Origin of the sequence: Sphingomonas sp. ABOLE (assembly GCF_003950455.1) — a bacterium.
Lineage (GTDB): Bacteria > Pseudomonadota > Alphaproteobacteria > Sphingomonadales > Sphingomonadaceae > Sphingomonas > Sphingomonas trueperi.
Genome location: NZ_QQWY01000008.1, coordinates 50648 through 68168, shown reverse-complemented (window position 1 = coordinate 68168; position 17521 = coordinate 50648). Strand labels below are relative to the sequence as shown.

Below are 17521 nucleotides of genomic sequence, written 5' to 3'. Positions count from 1 at the left end.
TTCCAGAAGCGGCCCCATATGGTGCCGTCTTCTTTAATCTTGCCCTCCGCCCTTTCTGCCTCTTCTGCCCCTCCTGCCGGGAATCCTGCCGGGCGCAAACCTGCCCGACCGGATGCCGAAACCAGCGCCGCCGAGCGCGGGAACGCCGCCCTCATGGCGTTCCTCCGTCGCTGGCGCTCGCCACGAAAATGCTGCCGTCCTGCGGCTCCACACGGGCGGAGTCGCGCGTCGGGACGGCAGCGCGGCCGTCGCCTGTTTGCACCTCGGACGGCGGCGCGGCGGCAGCTCGCGTGTCGTCCGGGCGCATGACGAATAGCGGTGCCTCGCGCCAATCGGGCGGCGGTGCCGGTGGTTGCAACGGTGCATCCGATGGAGCCGCGCCGCCAAGGATTGGGGCGAGCGCGGCGACATAGGCGCGCGTCTCGGCGGGAAGCGGGCGGCCCGTCGCGCGGTGTTCATCGTAGCGTCCGGGACCGGCGTTATAGGCCGCAAGCATCGCGCCGACATTGCCGTAGCGGTCGAACATCTCGCGCAGATAGGCCGTGCCTGCGAGGATGTTGTCGCGCGGGTCATAGGGATCGCGGCCAAGGCCATGGCGGACGCGCAGGCCCGCCCATGTGTCGGGCATCACCTGCATCAGTCCCATCGCCCCGGCCGAGGAAACCGCGCGCACATCGCCCGCGCTCTCGGCGCGCAGCACGGCGACAATCCAATGCTCGGGGATGCCGAACCGCTGCGACGCCTCGACGATGTGCGCCGCATACGGATGGGGGGCGGCCGGGCGCTCGACCGATGCGGATTGCGCGACGGCGACGCCCGGTCCTATGCAGACGGAAAGCGCCCCCGCCAGCAGCAGGACGACATAATGCCATGCCGGCCTGTCTCCGCTTCGCCGCCAGCCTGCCAGCGTGCTCGCTGCGGTCAAGGGCAAGGCGCAAGCGCCGGCCGATGGCCGCCCCTGACCTTCGCTGCGCGCGCCGGCCGTCTGGTCGCCGAGCGGGACGAAGGGATGAGACGGCTTTTCCGCGAACAAAGGGATGCCGGTCTTTGACCGAATGGCGGGCCGGACGCGCGGGGCCGTCATTCCTCATCCTCGACTTTCCGGGGATGCTTCCAACGCAGCGTCCAGACCGAAGGATCGTCGTTAGACTGGAACAGTTTGGCGCGGATCGGGAACGGGAAGATTGGCCCCTCCAATCGCATCGACACGAACTCGCCAGCGTTCTCGCTGGAGTCTTTCCATGCGGGGCCAGCGTCCGGGCCGTCCTCGCTATTGAGGCGCACGCGATAGTCGGGTGCGTTTTTTACGTCGCTCGGCTTGGCCGGGACGATGAACAGCTTTTCGTGGAGGCCGAACGAATGAAGCTCTCCCGCATAGCCGGTTTCGGTGCGGGTGAAGGTGCCTATTTCTGCCATGGGAAATCTCCTGCGGTTGATTTTCGGGGGGTGGTTTCAGTGTGTCGGCGCGCGCCACTCGTAGCGGCCGACGCCTTCCTCATCGGTCCAGAGCGGGACCGCTCGGCCGATGACGGAAGCTGCGGGGATGGGTCCGAAGTAGCGGCCGTCGAGGCTGTTGCGGACCTCCCAATTCATGAGGAAAAGCTGGCCGTCGCCGATGACACGGCAGCCCTGCCAGATGGGCAGATCGCGGCCGAGGCTGTCGCGCTCCAGCGCCTCGCCCATCTCGATCCCGTTCACCGTGATCGTGCGGCCAGCGCGGCAAACCCGCTGTCCGGGCAGACCCAAGACGCGCTTCAAGAGCGGGACGCCTCGCGCGATATAGCCGCGCTCGACCATGAAGGCGGCGAGCGGTTCGGGCGGCATGACGGCGACCAGCTCGGGCACGTCGATCCGCTCGGCCGGCTCGACGGTGTAGAACCCGACCGGCGCGCTGGCGGTGGCGTTCCATATGAGTTTCGTCGGCGTCTCGACCGCGCTTGCGGCGGCGATGCCGATGACGGCGAGCGCCGTCACCGTGAGGGTGCGGCGGCGCGTCATGGGGCGATCCTTCGGCGGTGAAGCCAAGCGGCGTGTCGCTCGGGGGTGTAGGCGTGCGGCTCCAGATTGGCGGTCAAACGGTTGTGGACATGCCGCCAGTGATCCGGCGAGGCATCGGCCGGATCGAGGCCGAGCGCATCCACGGCGTCGATGGCGGCAAGTGCACGCTGCACCTTGGCCCAGCTATCGAGGCGCAACAGGATTTCGCCGCCGGGGCGCACGAACGGCAATGTTTGGAACGGCTCGCCGCGCCCGATTGCCCGCACAATGTCGATGCGGGAAACGACAGTGCCATGCTCACCAGATGCCCATCGGACGAAGGCGAAGACGCTGCCCGGCGCGAAGCCGACGACGCTGCGGCGGCGGTCGATGATCTGCTCGTAGCTCTTGCGACCGAAGCGTATCCAGTGCTCGACCTTGCGTTTCTCGAAGGTCAGCTCGACCAATGTGGTGAAGGGCGCAGGCCCGTCCGGCAGCGGACGGCCGTGCGCGCTGCGATGAGCGCGACGGGTCATTGTTCGTCTCCGGTGATGTGCTGGGGGCTGCGCGGGCGCAGCGCGTCGAGCGCGGCCGTCATGGCTCGCCCCTTCGGGCAGAACCGGCACCACGCTTCGCCTGCGCGCGCGTCAAAGAAAAAGAGTTAGATTCTCTGTTAGATAAGTTAGCGGTCGGATTCCGCTTTTCAGGCCAAAGCGATAGCTGCGGTTCGTGCGCCTGATCTGCCGATAGTGATGCGCCTGATGTGCCGATACCCCGTGCGCCTGATCTGCCGATGGCATTAACAGGGTTATCAACAGTGCCTGTTGACAGGTTTTCGGGGCGGATGCGCAGCAGTTCGCGGCCGTCTTCCCGCTCGATCTGGAGCAGGTAGCCGGGAAGTTGCTGGCGGGCTGCGATGCGGCGAAGGTCGAGCGCGAAGTCGGACGGCCGCGCGAGGCTGCCGGATTTCTGGTGAAGGTGCGCAACCTCGAAAATCCAGCCGTGGCGCTGGTGCCCGGCGTGCTTTCTGGCGACGCGGTAAAGCCACCGCTCGATGCCGCCAGTCAGCCGGAAATAGGCCGGATCGATGGTCAGGACCAGCGAACGGTCGATGACGCTGTTGTAGAACCATTCGGGCAGGACGAACTCCATGCCCTCGACGCGGCCCGCGCGCGTCGTCATTTCCTCCCACTCGTTGATCCATGAGAATTGCCGGCGACGCCAATGCGGGCCGTTGCGGATGGTGGTGGCGATGACGGTCGATTGCAGCCGCGCCAGCGCGGCTTTCAAAAGCCGGTATTGGTGATTGCCGGTCGGGCGTCCGATGGCGCGTAACAGATGGTAGGGCGTAAACCGGACAAAGCGCGACGTGGTGAGGCCGTTGTTCTCGGCCGCGACGATCTGCGAGGCCGCCCATATCAGCACATCGGCGTCCCATATGGTCGCCATCCCGTGCTCGGGCATCCCGAACACCTGCACCTCTATGTCGGCGGCCTTGTAAAGAATCGGCTTAATGCGCGGGGTCTTCGCCAGCGAGAAAAACGGCCGTTCCATCAAGTCGCGCTGGTCGCGCGGCGGCGCATCGCCTGTGGCGACCACGAAGGGGTCTAGGCGGCTGCGCTCGCTGTCCTCGGTCGGCTGCGCGGGGTCGTGGTCGTCCTCGCGCAGCATCTAGCAGTCGCCCCGTTCTTCGGGCGTGAGCGGACGCGCGGGAAAGACGGTGCCGGCGGTCTTGTCGCGGGTGGATTTGCGCTCGCCCGCCGCGCTCCAGTCTTCCAGATCGCGGACGGTGTAGAGGACGCGACCGCCGACTTTGCGATAGGTCGGCCCGGTGCCATAGGTGCGATGCTTCTCAAGGGTGCGGATGGATATGCCGAGGAAGCGCGCGGCTTCCTTGGTGCGCAACAGGCGCGGCGGCAGGCCCGCAAGTGGGTTGGGCATGGATCACCTCCAGTCGGGATTGGGCTGCCGGGGGCGGCAGCGGACTGTGGCGAACCATGGCGAGGGATCGGCGGCGCGTAGCGTGCCGCATTTGCGCCTATGCGCTGGCGGCACCCCCTTCGGGGCGGTGCGCGGCCAATAGATGAGGGATTTCAGCGGCTCATTGCCTGCTGCGCCGAAAAGCCAGAGACATTCCCACGCGGTTCGGTTAAGAATCGCAGCGGAGCAGACGCGCTGCTCTGGGGCGTAGTAACCCCTCACGAATGGCCGGTGCCAGCCAGAACGGCACCAACTCCTTGACCTATGGTCGGGGAGCCTGTGGCGTATACAACAGGCTTTCCGAGCTAAAGGCCATGGGGCCGTTTCGTGACGGTTACTAACTCCCCGATCACCAAGAGTCAGAGAGAATCGTTTGCGGGGGCGCACCGCAGACAAGCTCTCTCGGATACGGGGAATGACTATGCGGGTTCCCGTCGAACTCGATCCCGATGTGGACGACGAAGCGCCAGCCGGCGACGCCATAACCACCTATGACGAACGCCACTACGTCACCTATCTGCGCCTTCTCGATGCGAAGGCCGAGGGCGCGGACTGGAAAGAAGTCGCGCGGATCGTGCTGCACCGCGATCCGGCAGCCGAGGAACTTCGGACCTATCGTTGCTGGCAGAGCCACCTCGAACGTGCGCAATGGCTATCGCGTGAGGGCTATCGCAAGATTCTGGAGCAAGCGGCAGCCAACAAGGCGTGAGGGCCACGCCACCCGATCAACGCTTGCCGGGCTTGATCGGGTAGTGAAGAAGCAGGCGATAGCCGCCGCGCATCATCTTGGTACCGTGCGCGACCAGGCGGCGGGCCTTGTTCTTGCGCGGATCGTTCTCAAAGTCTTCCTTGGTGCCGTGAAAGCCGAGCAGGACTTCGGCGATGGTGCGATAGCTCTCGCCGCGCAGCCGGGCGTCGAGCGCGCGCAGGGACAGGATATGCCATTGCCGAAGCTGCGCGGGAACGGCCCGGAAGTCGGGTCCGGGCGCGCGGCCGTTGAGGGACCGCCAAAGACGGCGCGCAGCGTGGGCGCGCAGCTCCAGAAAGGAATCCATCGGCAGGGTGACGGCATAGAAAGCGGCTGCGTCGGGCACCCCCTCGGGCAGCCAGAATTGATGTGCGACGCCATCCACCTGCCAGATACCGTGCCAGCCATCGGCGGCGCGGCGCAGGTCGAGGCCGTCGAGATGCCCCAGCGTCAATATCGGTTCGGTGTCGCCGTCCTTGTGACCGACCGGCGACAGCATTACCGCTTGCGGTTGAAGGCTCGGCGTCCAGATCGGGGATTGCTGGTCATGCGGCGCGTCGGGATCGCATGGGAAATCGCAAACCCCAGCGATGCGCGAACGCTTCAAGGTCGCGCCCGGTCGACTGGCCGGTCGATGCGATCGTCTGGAAGTCCTGACGATATTCGTCGTTGCGGCGCAGGTATTCCCAAGCGAAACCGGCGGCCGGAATGTGCTTCGCGTGTCTGTATGCCGCCGGGAAACGCCAGTCGATGCTAAGCATGGCGTAACCTCCCAAAGCCGGGGCGTGCGAGGCCGCGCCCGGACCAGAGAGATTCAAGTATTGTTTGAAGTATTAGAAGCCGCTCAAAGTAGATATGTTGAGCGCCTAACCCGATCATTATTGGTTATTTTCTTCTTTACACTATCGTCGCGCTCTGGCTAGTCGCCCGCCCGCAAGTGCGGACAGGCGACCATGTATTCACCTGCTGGAAAACACATACACCTCGCCATGCGCCGTCTCGATGGTGAACAGATCGCCGCCCATCTCGGCGTCGCGCGCCATCGCGTCCCAATCGACATAGTAGCGTAGCGCCTCGGGGATCGTGACGCTTTCGGTGGTCAGCTCTTCCATGTAGTCGGCAAGGCTGGCGAACTGACCATGATAGCAGTCCTCCAAGGTGGATTCGGCTTGGTCCATGTCGCCGCCGAACTGCTCCAGCAAGCCCGCGCCGAGTGCGCCATGCTCTGCGATGAAAGCGGCCATCCGCGCCACGCCGTCGATGCCGGCATATTCGGAGATGCTGACGCCCTCGAAGCCCTCATAGTCGTGAATGGCGTATTCCTCCGCATCCTTGACGGGGGAACGCGCAAGCATCGCGGCAATCTCGTCCCTGATCTGGTCAGTGTCCTGATCCGCGTCGATCCAAGCCCCATGCAGAAAGCCGTTATTGTAAGCTGCAAGGCAGGCAACATAGATGCGGGGGCTGCTGTCGGATACGTTGGTCATGTCTCTGATCCTCGGGTCTGAAGGTCAGCGAAGCGGAACGCCGCGCCTGACCTTCTGGCCGTCGCCGAGACTGGGGTAGCAACGAGCAAGGGCGGCCGGGGTGGAGGGGGATCACCCGGCCTGCACAAGCCCCTTGGGGCGCGGAAGGCTGGGGATACCGGCCCGGACGGTTCCACTTACCTTGCTGGCGCGAGGGCAACGCCCTTAGTAAACCTGTTAAGGATCACGCGGTGGTAACCGCGCCGGCCCGGAGGCGAACGCGCTTTCACGTTGCGCTTGAGATCGCCGGAAGGCCGCTACTGACAAGGCCTCGGCGTTTTTGCGCTTGGTCTGCACATGGGCGGAAGTTAAGCCGGAGCCCTGTAGGCCGCTCGCTTTCCAGCTAGACACTCAATGTTGTCGGTTTTATATAACCTTTGAGTGAATCTGCGATCTGCGGGGGCAATACGTGATCATCACGCCAGAGCAGTGCCGGATGGCGCGTGCCGGATTGCATATGAGTCAAGCGGAACTGGCTCGACGTGCTGATGTAGCACCCGCAACCATTGCAGAATTCGAGAAGGGAAGAAGGACACCCTATGACCGCACGGTGCGCGACATCCAACGTGTGCTCGAAGAGGCAGGGGCAACTTTTGTAGACGGCGGCGTGACGCTCGCGACGGAGCAAGGAAAATGACGAACAATCCGATCCAGAAGCCTGCCGAAGTCCCGCTTGAAGATACGACCAAAGTCAACGTCGATTGGCTAAAGCTCGACCGCGAGAATCCCCGTCTTGTGGGCATAAGCGCTCGTACGACAGATGAAAGCATTGTCGCGCAGCTATACCGGGGGGAAGAACTGGGCGAGCTGCTCCAGTCTATTTCGGCGAACGGCTATCTGGACATCGAGCCTTTGATTGTCTGGTTGGACCCTGCCGACCAGAAATTCACGGTTCTTGAAGGCAACCGCAGGCTGGCGGCTATTCGTCTGTTTCGCGAACCTGCGCTTGTCGATGCCATCGCCAAAAATGAGCGCATTAAGATCGGCGTCCCTGAAATCAGCAAAGCGGTAGAGGCATCGCTTGCCGAAGTATCTGTCTATCGCGTCCCGGACCGGGATGCGGCTCGGTCATTCATCGGCTTCAAACACATCAACGGTGCGGCGAAGTGGGAATCCTACGCCAAGGCAAAATTTGCGGCCGGATGGTACAATTCCGGGAATGTGTCGCTGGAGGAAATTTCCGAGAAGATCGGTGACCGGCATGACACAATCAAGCGAATGGTCGCCGCGATTTACGTTCTAGATCAGGCAGAGCGCGAAGGCGTTTTTTCGCTGACAGATCGTAAGATTACCAAGTTCAATTTTTCGCATCTGTATACGGCGCTCTCGCGCTCGACATATATGACGTATTTGGGACTTGAAACCGCTTGGTCTCGATACGACCCGAAACCCGATCCTGTTCCGGCCGACAAATTGGACCGGCTGCGGGAAGTGCTGGTTTGGATTTACGGCTCTAAGGATGATGACAAGGAACCAGTTGTCCAGTCGCAAAACCCCGACATTAAGAACCTTGGCGAAACGCTCGCGAGCGCCGAAGGACTCCATATCCTGCGCGCTGGCGGTACACTGGCAGAAGCGCACGCAAGCACCAAGCCAGCTGATGAAACCCTGTCGGCGTCGCTGATTCGCGCCCGCAGCGTCCTTAGGGAAGCTGCAAATAGTCTTCGAGGCTATGACGGACGTGATCAATCCCTTCTGAACATCGCAGAGGACGTTTCCGAAACGGCGCAAACCATCCATGATAGAATGAGGAAGAAATTCCGCGACGCCATGGGGGACGGACGTGGCAGTTGAACTTTATTTTCCGCATGATGAAGTGGACACCAAGAATCCGAACTTCGATCTTGCCGCTGACTATCTTGAACTGACTGCTTTCTTTTCCGAAGAAGCTAGGTCGTTTACGAAAGACTTAATTAACGCGACAGAGATCGGCGCCGAAGACGACTACGAGACTGTCGATGAAGAGATGACCGACCGGGAAGAGATCGTTTCCGGCGCGGTCAGGCGAATCGACGGGAGACGTGACGCACTTGGTGGATCGTACCCATTCACTTTGGATGAGAATGGCGATGTCCTGACATATGTTGGGAATGAGCCTTCCTATGGGCAAGCCGCCTATGTCCTCTCGCTGATTCTTTCGCATCTAAAGGCAGTGTCGCCTATTCTCGATGGCTCGGCTGTTTATCCCACAGATGCGGAAATCATAGAGCTTCGGAAATATTTCCAGTACTTTGCGACGGCAGCGTTGGCGGCAGAAGTAAACGGCCGGGCTTGGTCTTTTGGTCATCCCCGACCGGACAAGAGCAATTTTCACACGAAGCTCGCCGAAATATGGGGGGTGTTTCGGGATGGCGTTCTACAGGCGGCCGTGGGCGTGCCTGAGAGGCCTCAAGACGACCAGATAGACGTTTTCGCAGCCCGTCTCCAACCGGATGGCCTTCCCGGTTTTCTGCTTGCCGCAGGACAAGTCGCGACTGGCAATAACTGGCGTGAAAAGTCGCTTCGACATCATTTAGAGAAGGTCTTTCCAAGCCGTTGGTTCGGACAACAGCCAGTGACAATGATGCTGTGCTATCACATCATACCTTTCGCTCGTCCAGACGATGAGTTTTTTGATGACTGCCGCGTCCTCGGCAATGTTCTTCATCGTCTTCGAGTCCCCTATCGCGTGACAGAGGCACAAGGACTTCATGAACAAGGGGTGGCAATTGAAGCGTTCGACCAACTCGCCGTGGCAGTCGAGTGGATCAAGGCTTACGCTGCGAGGGGAGCTGCCGCAGCATGAGACACCGCTTCCATTCCATCTGCCCATATTTCGCGATGTTTCCGGAAGCGTTTGTGGAGAAGCATCTTGCCGCGTCACGCTTCAATGGTGTCGTGTTTGACCCATTCTGCGGTCGGGGAACGACTGTTTTTGAAGCGTTGCTGAATGACAGAGAAGCCGCTGGATGTGACCTGCATCCTGTCGCAGTTTGCATAACGGGTGCCAAGTGCAATCCGCCAGATCGTGACGATGTGGTTGCTCGACTGACAGAATTGGAAGGTTCCTTCTCCATTCTGCCGCCGCCCGTCCTTTCGGAAGACATGACGGAATTCTTCTCTGTCTGCTTTCATGCGGACACCTATGAGCAAGTGCGGTTCCTTCGGGCCAATCTGAACTGGCGAGATGATCGGACCGACCGCTTTATTGCCGCGCTTTGCCTTGGCGCTCTCCACGGCGAGTCTCACCGAAGCCCGAATTATTTCAGCAATCGGATGCCACGAACGATCAGTACGAAGCCGGCTTATTCGGTGCGCTGGTGGGAAAAACATGGTTATGTCGCGCCGTACCGGGATGCGTTTGCCATTTTGCGCAGCATGATCGATTTCCGCTTCCGTACGCCTCCCCCGAATAATCGTGGAGAAATCGCCGAATCCGACGCGCGCAAGGCGAAGTTGGCCTTTCCTCATTTGGAAGGAAGGGTGACAGACATAATTACGTCGCCTCCGTATCTCGACACTACCAATTATCGAGAAGACCAGTGGCTGCGGCTGTGGTTTTTGGGCGAAGACCCCAAGAGCACCCAAGCGCGAGATGATGGGCGGCATTACAACAAGGCCCTTTACTGGACTTTCTTGAAAGAAGCGTGGGAAGGAGTCGCACCGCTGTTGGCACCTCAAGCAAGGATCGTGGTTCGGATCGGTGGAAGGAAGCTGTCGAAGGAGGAGATGTTCGATGGCCTTTTGGCGAGTCTGAACGGCGCGACCGGCCGCCACGTGCAGCCAGTCGATGACGGAGTCACCACGCCCGTTAAGCGGACACAAGCTAACAGCTTCCGGGGCTCAAAGGCATCTCCTACCGTCGAGCACGATTTTTGCTTTGTCGTCGGCTAAGTCTCCAAAGGCCGCTTTCTTGCAGAAACGTGCTTTTCTTCCTGTAGGTTGCGCCAAATTTCACGCTTCATTTTGTAGGGCTATAGCGTAGGTATAGTTCTCTGTTTCGTCGGCTTCGGCCCGCCACCTGCGCCCTTTTTGGGACTCCCCGGACTCGCTGAAAACTGCTAGAAAACCGCGGAAATCAGCGGTTCTTTGTTCCGCGGCGTTTCAACCGATCCGACACGATTTTACGCGAAGTGTGGGGAAGAATGCGGTGGAGGTAGCATGGGAAAGCCCACTGACCCTCCTCACTATTCTACGAGACATGGATCTCGCCATCACGGTGTTAAGGGTTCCGCTCGGCCTTTCGTGACCGGGCTGCACAGCAGACCGACCATTCTGGCGAAATCGCAGCGCCGCCGAGCACGGCCCGACGCGTAAGCGGATTGTCGTACATCGCGGCCTCTTCGGTGCGGCACCATGCCCCGAGCAGCCTCTAGCGCGTGATCGAAAGAACCCCGGGCAAGGGGGGCGTCGGCCGCTCGGTGGATCAAAACCATAGCATCCCGTCCAGGTGTGCCGCACGTCTCTCTACGGGACGTAAGCTCTCGTATTACCGGGTACTTCTTCCGCGCAGGCTCCTCTACCGGGCAGGGCCTCGATACGCTCGACCATGCTCGCTTGGCAGATCGGTCGGCTTTCTTCCCAGGAGGGGGTATAATGCGCCTACTGTCCGTCGCCGCCATCGCGGCTGTTCTCGTCGCGTCGCCAGCTCTGGCGATGCCGGATCCGGCCGCGGGCCTTCAGGCGATGCGCGAGTTGAACCTGGTGGTGTTCGACACCCTCACCACCAACGGGCAGGAAGTGGAAGGACGGACGTTCGTCGGCCAGCTCGCGGCTGCGAACTTCACCAATTTCGGGATCGGCAACACGTCGCAGGGCGCGGCAACGTCGTCCTTTGATGTGCTGAGCGTCGTCGGGAACGCGAACGGTTCCTTCCGCCTCAAGGCTGGCTATCAGAACGGTGCCAACGGAAGCGTCGGGACGACCGCACGCGTCGGCGGCGATGTCCGGTCGATCGACTTCAACACGGCCGGGGGCGTCAACGGTACACTGCTGGCCGGCGGAAACCTCACCGGCACGTTCAACATCAACAGCAACGTCGTTCGGTATGGCGGAACGGCCGTGAGCGGCCTGAACGGTGCCGTGAAGGACAGCAGTCTCGCCGCCGGCGGCGCGAACGACGTCGCTGCCGGACTGCAGAACCAGATGCGCGCGCTGCAAGCGAACCTGACGGCCTTGTCGAGCCAGCTGGCGACCTTGCCCTCGCTCGCAACGATCACCTCGGTCTCAAATGCGCTCGATTATTCGGGCGCGCAGAACGGCTACGCGGTGTTCACGATGACGGAGGCGGCGTTCGAGGACCCGAACGCCAACTTCGACCTGCTGTTCAACGGCATGTCCGGCGGGATGACCACGATCATCAACGTGTTGGGGACGAATCTGGTGGCGCAGGGCAACGTCAACAGCAAGCTGCTCAATCAATCGGTGATCTGGAATTTCCATCAGGCTGAAAGCCTGTCGCTGAAGGGGTTTCACGGCAGCATTCTGGCGCCCGACGCAACGGTTTCGAACAGCAGCGCGCTGGAAGGGTCGATCGTGGCGCGCAACTTCACGCTGAACGGCGAGATCCATCTCGGCACCTATAACGGTACCAGCAGCTTTTCGCCGCCGCCGTCCGGTGTTCCGGAACCGGCCAGCTGGGCGATGTTCCTGCTTGGCTTCGGCGCGCTCGGGGCGATCCTTCGCCGCCGTCGCGTACCGCTGGTTGCCGCATGAGGTGTCTGGGCGGGGGGGCTCCCCCCGCCCGCTTGGTATCAAGGCAGCTTCGGAAAGCAGCCATGCGCCTCGACGGTCGCCGGCAGGGCTGCGATGAAACCCGATAACGGCGAAGCGAAGGCGTAGCGGATCGTCACCTGCACTGCCCCTGCGTTACCGTCACAGGTCGTGCTGGCATTGTAGCTTACCAAGCCGGCATTGAGGCGCAGGCCCCGGCGCAGTCCGTGCGCGGTGGCGAAACCCTGGATATCGCTTTGGGACTTGCAGGAAGAGGCGAGCGCTGCGCAGCGCGCCGCGCTATAGGCGGTCTCCGTCAGCGCCTGCTTCACCCATAAAAGCCGCCCCACCTCGAGGATGCCGAACAGCATCATCAGGAACATGGGTGCGAGCAACGCGAACTCGATCGCCGTCGCGCCGCTGCGGTCGTCACCGAGCCGCCTGCTCATTGCAGCCGTACCGCAACGGTTTGCACGATCGGCGTCCCGTTCAACATGCCCCGCGGCAGAACGACGGCCCGGTACCGGGACGATGCGGTGATCTGCAGATAATAGCCTGCGGTCGACGACGGCGTGTTCCCCGCCGGGCAGATGCTCCCGCAGGGAGCGACCAGGCTTCGTCAATCTGCTAGGTTCTTGTTTAGGCTGATGGACGACCAGATCGAGCGACTGCTGCTGTTCTTTCCGAAGCGCCACGGCCCGCCGAGGGGAGATGACCGGCGGCTGCGGAGCGGCATCATGTTCGTCAACCGCAACGGGCTGCTCTGGCGTGATGCCCGGTAGCGAACAGATAATCGGTGTCGCCGTCCTTGAGGATCGCAGGATCATGCACCCCGGCGACCGCGCCCTCCAGCACTAGTGGCACGGGGCGCGGCGCGCTGGCCGCCGCCCCGCCCGCCGCCGCGAGCAGGGCCAGCACGCGCGACACCGCGCGCTTCAACGCTGCCGCAACGGTCCGTTGGCGACCGGCGCGCCGAAATCGGGCGTGCCGTCGGCGCGGTAGCCGAAATACTGCATGCGCGTGTGGCGGTTGGGATCGAACAGCGGATCGCCCTGGATCTCGGCATAGTCGCGCGCGTGATAGACCAGCACGTCGCGGCCGCGCTCGTCGACGGTGAAGCTGTTGTGCCCCGGCCCGAAGATCCTGTGCGCGGCGGAGGTCTGGAACACCGGCACCGGCGACTTGGTCCAGCTGGCCGCGTCCATCAGGTCCGCATCGGCAGGCGCGGTGAGCATGCCCAGGCAGTAGCGCGCGTCGGTGGCGCTCGCCGAATAGGTCAGGAACAGCTTGCCGTTGCGGATCAGCACGGCGGGCGCCTCGTTGACCTTGAAGCCCTGCACTTCCCAGTCGAGCGTCGGCACCGACAGCCGCACCGGCTTGGCGGCGAGCGTCAGCGGCGAGGCGAGCGGCGCCAGATAGAGGTTCGAGTTGGTGTCGATCCCCGGCTCGCGCTGCGCCCAGGCGAGATAGCGGCGGCCCTTGTGGACGAAGCTGGTCGAATCGAGGTTGAAGCTGTCCCACGGCGTCTGCAGCTGGCCGAGCACCGACCAGGTGCCGGTCATCGGGTCCGGGCCGTCGCAGACCACCGCATAGGTGCGGATGCGGAACACGTCCTCGCCGCCGCCGCTGGGTCCGGCGGCGAAATACATCACCCATGTGCCGTCGATCCGATGCAGCTCGGGCGCCCAGAGGAAGCCGGACATGGGGCCGCTGGCCTGGTGCCGCCACAGCACGCGCTCGGGCGCGGTGGCGAGGCCCGCCAGCGTCTTCGAGCGGCGGAGTACGAGCCGGTCATATTCGGGCACCGACCCGGTCAGATAATAGCTGCCATCGGTGTGGCGGAAGACCTGCGCATCGGCCCGCTGGCGCACCACCGGGTTGACGATCCCCGTCGTTTCGCGCGCCCAAGCCGCCGGCGCGATCGAGAGCGCCGCCATGCCGCCGATGAGGCTGCGCCGGCCGAGGCGCAACGACGGCGCGTCGTCCACGTCCGCATCGCCGCGCCCGTGCGTGTCCCGGCCTTCGATCATGACATCCCCTCGTACCCGCAGCGGCTCGACCATCGGCACATTGTCCGCGGCTTTAGTCAGACAAATTCGATCGACCGTCAACCCGATGCGGCGGGAAGGGCACCCGGCAAGGCGGACGGCTGCCTCGCCGGCGGCTTCCGCCGCGAACCCGCAGGGGGCGGCGCGCGCGAGCGATCATCGCGTGGCGATCCGGCGCAGCACCTGCCCCTTTCCGCCAGCGTTCCGGTGGACGTGCGACAGAGGACCCGGGGGGCGTTGCTTCGGATCGTGACAGCGTTGCGCAAAGCGGGCACGATGGCATGCGATCGGGAAAGTCGGGGAGGCGGAGAAAATGGCGCGCAATCTTGTGCTGTGCTGCGACGGTACTTCGAACGAATTCTCGAAGGATCGCACCAGCGTGATCAAGCTCTTCCACGCGCTGGAAAAGGATCCGGCGCGGCAGGCGGTCTATTATCACCCCGGCATCGGCACGCGGGCGCCGACTGGAATCGGCACCCGGGTGGGCAGCACCGTGGGCAAGTGGCTGGGGCTCGCCTTCGGCTACCGGCTGCAGGACGACATCGTCGACGCCTATCGCTTCCTGATGAACGCCTATCAGCCGGGCGACCGCGTGTTCCTGTTCGGCTTCAGCCGCGGCGCCTATACCGCCCGGGTGGTGGCGGCGATGCTGTCCATGTACGGCCTCGCCGCGCCCGGCAACGACGCGCTGGTGCCGTTCGCGGTGGAGATGATGTGGGCGATCCGGCGCGCCGGGCGCAAATCCGACAAGCAAGACTATTTCCAGCTCGCCGCCGACTTCAAGAACACCATCTCCGGGCGCGACTGTCCCACCCATTTCCTCGGCGTGTGGGATACGGTCAATTCGGTCGGCTGGATCGGCGATCCGTTGGCACTGCCCTACACCCGCAAGGTCCCCGGTACCGCGATCATCCGCCACGCGATGGCGCTCGACGAACGCCGCGGCTTCTTCCGGGTCAACTGGTTCGAGGAGGAGCCCGGCCGGGACATCAGGCAGGTGTGGTTCCCCGGCTGGCACGGCGATGTCGGCGGCGGCTGGCCCGAGGCGGACAGCGGCCTGTCGAAATATCCGCTCGCCTGGATGGCGGAGGAGGCGCGGGCCGCGGGCCTGCTGCTCGACCAGGCACGGCTCGACGAAGTGCTCGGCAAGACCAGCCCGCGCTATGCCCCCGCGTCGCCCACCGCGACGCTGCATGACCGGACGATGACCTTCTTCTGGGCGCTGGCGGAATTCGTGCCCAAGAAGCGCTACAGCTTCGCCAAGCAGCGCTGGGAATGGCGGGCGAACCTGTTCCGCCGCCGCACGCTGCCGGATGCGCCGCTGGTCCACCACGTCGCCTGGGAGATACCGGGCTATGCCGGGCGGCTGCCGGCGGGCGCGATCCCGGTTTAGCAGCGGCGGAGGCGACCGAGGCGCAGCACCGCGAACCCGCCACCGGAATCTGGCCATCGTCCGCGTTGCGCAGGTCGCACCGCTCCAGGTCGCGCTGCAGTGTTACAACTCTGCGTCGTTGCTGATGGATGTCGACGCGGCCGCTGGTGTCGAAGAAATCGGGGCGCGGCGTTTGCCCCTCATCTTCTTCCTGCACGCGTTGTCGGCCGATTCCGCTACCACCGTGCGACAAGCTGTCTGAGAGAGAACTTGACACGCAAACCGGATGCTTCCACGGAGGCCCGGGCAAAGTCATCTTAGTTACTGGAATATCATGTCGGTCAAAGCAGTTATCCTAGCCGGGGGGCTGGGAACCCGCCTAGGCGAAGAGACGTCCGTGCGTCCCAAGCCGATGGTGGAAGTGGGCGGGATGCCGATTCTGTGGCATATCATGAAGATTTATTCCAGCCATGGAATCAATGATTTCGTGATCTGCCTCGGGTACAAGGGGTATATGATCAAGGAGTATTTCGCCAATTACTTCTTGCATACTGCCGACGTGACGCTGGACCTCTCCAAGAACAGCATGGAGGTTCACCAGAACTGGAGCGAGCCGTGGCGCATCACGCTCGTCGAGACCGGCATGGACGCGATGACCGGCGGTCGCCTGCGCGCCGTTCGCCAGTATCTGGAGCCGGGCACGCCCTTCTGCTTCACTTATGGCGACGGAGTCGCCGATATCGACGTGACGGCGCAGCTCGCCTTCCACCGTGCGCATGGCCGCAAGGCGACGATCACCGCGGTCGCACCTCCAGGGCGCTTCGGTGCGCTTGAGTTCGAGGGTGACAGCGTACGCAGCTTCGTCGAGAAGCCGGCCGGCGACGGCGGGCTGATCAACGGCGGCTTCTTCGTGCTCGATCCCTCGGTGGTCGACCTCATCGACGCGCCCGAGACGATCTGGGAGCGCGAGCCGCTGGAGCGCCTGGCATCGTCGGGCGAGCTGATGGGCTATCGCCATGACGGCTTCTGGCAGCCGATGGACACGCTGCGCGACAAGCAGCACCTCGAAGCGCTTTGGGCGCAGGGAGCTCCCTGGAAATCATGGTAAACGAAGATTTCTGGCGTGGCCGCAGGGTATTCCTGACCGGCCACACCGGGTTCAAGGGCAGCTGGCTGGCCTTGTGGTTGACCCGCATGGGCGCCGAGGTCACCGGCCTCTCGCTGCCGGCGGAGCCGGTCAGCCTGTTCCGCCAGGCCGGGATCGCCGACATGGTCACCCATGTCGAAGGCGATATCCGCGACATGGCGGCGGTGGAGGCGGCGATGGCCGCGGCGCAACCGGAGGTGGTGTTCCACCTTGCCGCGCAGCCGCTGGTGCGCCTCTCCTACGAGACGCCGGTCGAGACCTTCGCCACCAACGTGCAGGGCACCGCGCACGTGCTCGACGCCTGCCGCCGGGTCGACGGGCTGCAGGCGATCGTCTGCGTCACCAGCGACAAATGCTACGAAAACCGTGAATGGGTCTGGCCCTATCGCGAGAGCGACCCGATGGGCGGCTACGACCCGTACAGCGCCAGCAAGGGCGCGGCGGAGCTGATCATTGCGGCCTATCGCCGCAGCTTCTTCGCGAACGGGCCGCAACTCGCCTCGGTGCGCGCGGGCAACGTCATCGGCGGCGGGGACTGGGCGGCGGACCGGCTGATCCCGGACATCATCCGCGCGCTGATCGCGGGCGAGGCGCCGTTCATCCGCTCGCCGGGTTCGATCCGGCCGTGGCAGCACGTGCTCGAGGCGCTGGGCGGCTATCTGATGATCGCGCAGCACCTCGCCGCGGGCGAGGCCTGGGCGGCGACCGGCTGGAACTTCGGCCCGGCCGACGACGATACCCAGCCGGTGCGCTGGATCGCCGATCGCATGTGCGCCGCCTGGGGTGGCGCCAGCTGGCGCACGGAGGAGCAGGCGCAACTGCACGAGGCGAAGATCCTCAAGCTCGATTGCTCGAAGGCGCGCACCGAACTCGGCTGGCGCCCGGCGCTGCGGCTGGAAGAAGCGCTGCGCTACATCGTCGACTGGCACCGTGCCGTCGCCGATGGCGGAAATGCGTTTGAAACATCGAGTGCCCAATTGGACGCATATCGCCAGCAGCTGGACCGCGTGCTGGCGGGGAGAAAGTAGGATC

20 protein-coding genes and 2 pseudogenes are annotated in these 17521 nt (G+C 63.4%); 10 read left to right on the top strand and 12 right to left on the bottom strand.

Annotated features, from left to right (window positions below):
* Window positions 1–151: 151 nt before the first annotated feature.
* Genes CA234_RS07005 through CA234_RS06980 form a run of 6 tightly spaced genes read right to left on the bottom strand, consistent with a single transcriptional unit; the run spans window position 152 to window position 3918 of the window.
* Window positions 152–1084: a lytic transglycosylase domain-containing protein gene (locus CA234_RS07005; protein ID WP_126001232.1), complete on the bottom strand. Its 933-nt coding sequence runs from the start codon at window positions 1082–1084 to the stop codon at window positions 152–154.
* Entirely contained in the window at window positions 1081–1416 is a 336-nt protein-coding gene (locus tag CA234_RS07000) for a DUF736 domain-containing protein (protein ID WP_126001231.1), read from the bottom strand. The genes CA234_RS07005 and CA234_RS07000 overlap by 4 nt, the downstream gene beginning before the upstream one ends.
* Window positions 1417–1452: 36 nt before the next feature.
* A complete protein-coding gene (locus CA234_RS06995; protein WP_126001230.1) occupies window positions 1453–1998 on the bottom strand; it encodes a S26 family signal peptidase in 546 nt (181 codons plus the stop codon).
* Window positions 1995–2513, bottom strand: coding sequence for a DUF2840 domain-containing protein (locus CA234_RS06990; protein WP_126001229.1), 519 nt, complete (start codon window positions 2511–2513; stop codon window positions 1995–1997). Before CA234_RS06990 ends, CA234_RS06995 begins: the two co-directional genes overlap by 4 nt.
* 58 nt (window positions 2514–2571) lie before the next feature.
* Window positions 2572–3648: a replication initiator protein A gene (locus CA234_RS06985; RefSeq protein ID WP_126001228.1), complete on the bottom strand. Its 1077-nt coding sequence runs from the start codon at window positions 3646–3648 to the stop codon at window positions 2572–2574.
* On the bottom strand, window positions 3649–3918 hold the full coding sequence (locus CA234_RS06980; protein ID WP_018426335.1) for a helix-turn-helix domain-containing protein: 270 nt from the start codon (window positions 3916–3918) through the stop codon (window positions 3649–3651).
* Window positions 3919–4378: 460 nt separating this feature from the next.
* On the opposite strand from CA234_RS06980, the gene CA234_RS06975 reads away from it, so the two are divergent.
* Window positions 4379–4666, top strand: coding sequence for a DUF2285 domain-containing protein (locus tag CA234_RS06975; protein ID WP_039191249.1), 288 nt, complete (start codon window positions 4379–4381; stop codon window positions 4664–4666).
* A 16-nt stretch (window positions 4667–4682) separates the two neighbouring features.
* Here CA234_RS06975 and CA234_RS06970 read toward each other — a convergent pair whose 3' ends face one another.
* From CA234_RS06970 to CA234_RS06960, 3 genes are all read right to left on the bottom strand, one after another.
* Entirely contained in the window at window positions 4683–5312 is a 630-nt protein-coding gene (locus CA234_RS06970; RefSeq protein WP_241213328.1) for a DUF2285 domain-containing protein, read from the bottom strand.
* Window positions 5251–5466, bottom strand: coding sequence for a DUF6499 domain-containing protein (locus tag CA234_RS06965; RefSeq protein WP_039191245.1), 216 nt, complete (start codon window positions 5464–5466; stop codon window positions 5251–5253). Before CA234_RS06965 ends, CA234_RS06970 begins: the two co-directional genes overlap by 62 nt.
* A gap of 198 nt (window positions 5467–5664) precedes the next feature.
* On the bottom strand, window positions 5665–6192 hold the full coding sequence (locus tag CA234_RS06960; RefSeq protein ID WP_039191243.1) for an antirestriction protein ArdA: 528 nt from the start codon (window positions 6190–6192) through the stop codon (window positions 5665–5667).
* A gap of 448 nt (window positions 6193–6640) precedes the next feature.
* On the opposite strand from CA234_RS06960, the gene CA234_RS06955 reads away from it, so the two are divergent.
* The 5 genes from CA234_RS06955 (at window position 6641) to CA234_RS06935 (ending at window position 11925) form a co-directional block, all read left to right on the top strand.
* Window positions 6641–6868, top strand: a complete 228-nt coding sequence (locus CA234_RS06955) for a helix-turn-helix domain-containing protein (RefSeq protein ID WP_039191241.1) — start codon at window positions 6641–6643, stop codon at window positions 6866–6868.
* Window positions 6865–8025 (top strand): ParB N-terminal domain-containing protein, encoded by a 1161-nt coding sequence (locus tag CA234_RS06950; RefSeq protein WP_206431110.1) that lies wholly within the window; start codon window positions 6865–6867, stop codon window positions 8023–8025. Before CA234_RS06955 ends, CA234_RS06950 begins: the two co-directional genes overlap by 4 nt.
* Window positions 8015–9016 (top strand): hypothetical protein, encoded by a 1002-nt coding sequence (locus tag CA234_RS06945; RefSeq protein WP_126001226.1) that lies wholly within the window; start codon window positions 8015–8017, stop codon window positions 9014–9016. Before CA234_RS06950 ends, CA234_RS06945 begins: the two co-directional genes overlap by 11 nt.
* Window positions 9013–10104: a DNA methyltransferase gene (locus CA234_RS06940; protein WP_039191237.1), complete on the top strand. Its 1092-nt coding sequence runs from the start codon at window positions 9013–9015 to the stop codon at window positions 10102–10104. The genes CA234_RS06945 and CA234_RS06940 overlap by 4 nt, the downstream gene beginning before the upstream one ends.
* Window positions 10105–10866: 762 nt before the next feature.
* Window positions 10867–11925, top strand: coding sequence for a collagen-binding domain-containing protein (locus CA234_RS06935; protein WP_241213325.1), 1059 nt, complete (start codon window positions 10867–10869; stop codon window positions 11923–11925).
* A 38-nt stretch (window positions 11926–11963) separates the two neighbouring features.
* On the opposite strand, the gene CA234_RS24790 is transcribed toward CA234_RS06935, so the two are convergent.
* Window positions 11964–12617 carry a TadE/TadG family type IV pilus assembly protein gene (locus tag CA234_RS24790; protein WP_241213322.1) on the bottom strand — a complete coding sequence of 218 codons (654 nt, stop codon included), beginning with the start codon at window positions 12615–12617 and terminating at the stop codon, window positions 11964–11966.
* On the opposite strand from CA234_RS24790, the pseudogene CA234_RS24785 reads away from it, so the two are divergent.
* Window positions 12570–12698: pseudogene (locus CA234_RS24785) on the top strand (IS5/IS1182 family transposase); the annotation flags it as partial. The gene CA234_RS24790 and the pseudogene CA234_RS24785 sit on opposite strands and share 48 nt — an antisense overlap.
* Here CA234_RS24785 and CA234_RS06920 read toward each other — a convergent pair.
* Window positions 12667–12861 (bottom strand): hypothetical protein, encoded by a 195-nt coding sequence (locus tag CA234_RS06920; protein WP_126001224.1) that lies wholly within the window; start codon window positions 12859–12861, stop codon window positions 12667–12669. The pseudogene CA234_RS24785 and the gene CA234_RS06920 overlap by 32 nt on opposite strands.
* A pseudogene (locus CA234_RS06915) lies at window positions 12861–13859 on the bottom strand (glycoside hydrolase family 43 protein); the annotation flags it as partial. The pseudogene CA234_RS06915 and the gene CA234_RS06920, both read right to left, overlap by 1 nt.
* A 424-nt stretch (window positions 13860–14283) precedes the next feature.
* Here CA234_RS06915 and CA234_RS06910 point away from each other — a divergent pair.
* The 3 genes from CA234_RS06910 (at window position 14284) to rfbG (ending at window position 17517) form a co-directional block, all read left to right on the top strand.
* Window positions 14284–15363 carry a DUF2235 domain-containing protein gene (locus tag CA234_RS06910; protein WP_126001223.1) on the top strand — a complete coding sequence of 360 codons (1080 nt, stop codon included), beginning with the start codon at window positions 14284–14286 and terminating at the stop codon, window positions 15361–15363.
* Between the two features lie 313 nt (window positions 15364–15676).
* On the top strand, window positions 15677–16450 hold the full coding sequence (rfbF, locus tag CA234_RS06905; protein ID WP_126001222.1) for a glucose-1-phosphate cytidylyltransferase: 774 nt from the start codon (window positions 15677–15679) through the stop codon (window positions 16448–16450).
* A complete protein-coding gene (gene rfbG, locus CA234_RS06900; RefSeq protein WP_126001221.1) occupies window positions 16444–17517 on the top strand; it encodes a CDP-glucose 4,6-dehydratase in 1074 nt (357 codons plus the stop codon). Before rfbF ends, rfbG begins: the two co-directional genes overlap by 7 nt.
* Window positions 17518–17521: the final 4 nt, after the last annotated feature.

Excerpts from the sequence above, each read along its gene's own strand:
- CA234_RS06950 (WP_206431110.1), top strand. The coding sequence starts at position 6,865 with ATGACGAACAATCCGATCCAGAAGCCTGCCGAAGTCCCGCTTGAAGAT.
- CA234_RS06935 (WP_241213325.1), top strand. The coding sequence starts at position 10,867 with ATGCCGGATCCGGCCGCGGGCCTTCAGGCGATGCGCGAGTTGAACCTG.
- CA234_RS07005 (WP_126001232.1), bottom strand. The coding sequence starts at position 1,084 with ATGACGGCCCCGCGCGTCCGGCCCGCCATTCGGTCAAAGACCGGCATC.
- CA234_RS06985 (WP_126001228.1), bottom strand. The coding sequence starts at position 3,648 with ATGCTGCGCGAGGACGACCACGACCCCGCGCAGCCGACCGAGGACAGC.
- CA234_RS06960 (WP_039191243.1), bottom strand. The coding sequence starts at position 6,192 with ATGACCAACGTATCCGACAGCAGCCCCCGCATCTATGTTGCCTGCCTT.
- CA234_RS07000 (WP_126001231.1), bottom strand. The coding sequence starts at position 1,416 with ATGGCAGAAATAGGCACCTTCACCCGCACCGAAACCGGCTATGCGGGA.
- CA234_RS06975 (WP_039191249.1), top strand. The coding sequence starts at position 4,379 with ATGCGGGTTCCCGTCGAACTCGATCCCGATGTGGACGACGAAGCGCCA.
- rfbF (WP_126001222.1), top strand. The coding sequence starts at position 15,677 with ATGTCGGTCAAAGCAGTTATCCTAGCCGGGGGGCTGGGAACCCGCCTA.
- CA234_RS06980 (WP_018426335.1), bottom strand. The coding sequence starts at position 3,918 with ATGCCCAACCCACTTGCGGGCCTGCCGCCGCGCCTGTTGCGCACCAAG.
- CA234_RS06965 (WP_039191245.1), bottom strand. The coding sequence starts at position 5,466 with ATGCTTAGCATCGACTGGCGTTTCCCGGCGGCATACAGACACGCGAAG.
- CA234_RS06990 (WP_126001229.1), bottom strand. The coding sequence starts at position 2,513 with ATGACCCGTCGCGCTCATCGCAGCGCGCACGGCCGTCCGCTGCCGGAC.
- CA234_RS06940 (WP_039191237.1), top strand. The coding sequence starts at position 9,013 with ATGAGACACCGCTTCCATTCCATCTGCCCATATTTCGCGATGTTTCCG.
- CA234_RS06910 (WP_126001223.1), top strand. The coding sequence starts at position 14,284 with ATGGCGCGCAATCTTGTGCTGTGCTGCGACGGTACTTCGAACGAATTC.
- CA234_RS06995 (WP_126001230.1), bottom strand. The coding sequence starts at position 1,998 with ATGACGCGCCGCCGCACCCTCACGGTGACGGCGCTCGCCGTCATCGGC.
- rfbG (WP_126001221.1), top strand. The coding sequence starts at position 16,444 with ATGGTAAACGAAGATTTCTGGCGTGGCCGCAGGGTATTCCTGACCGGC.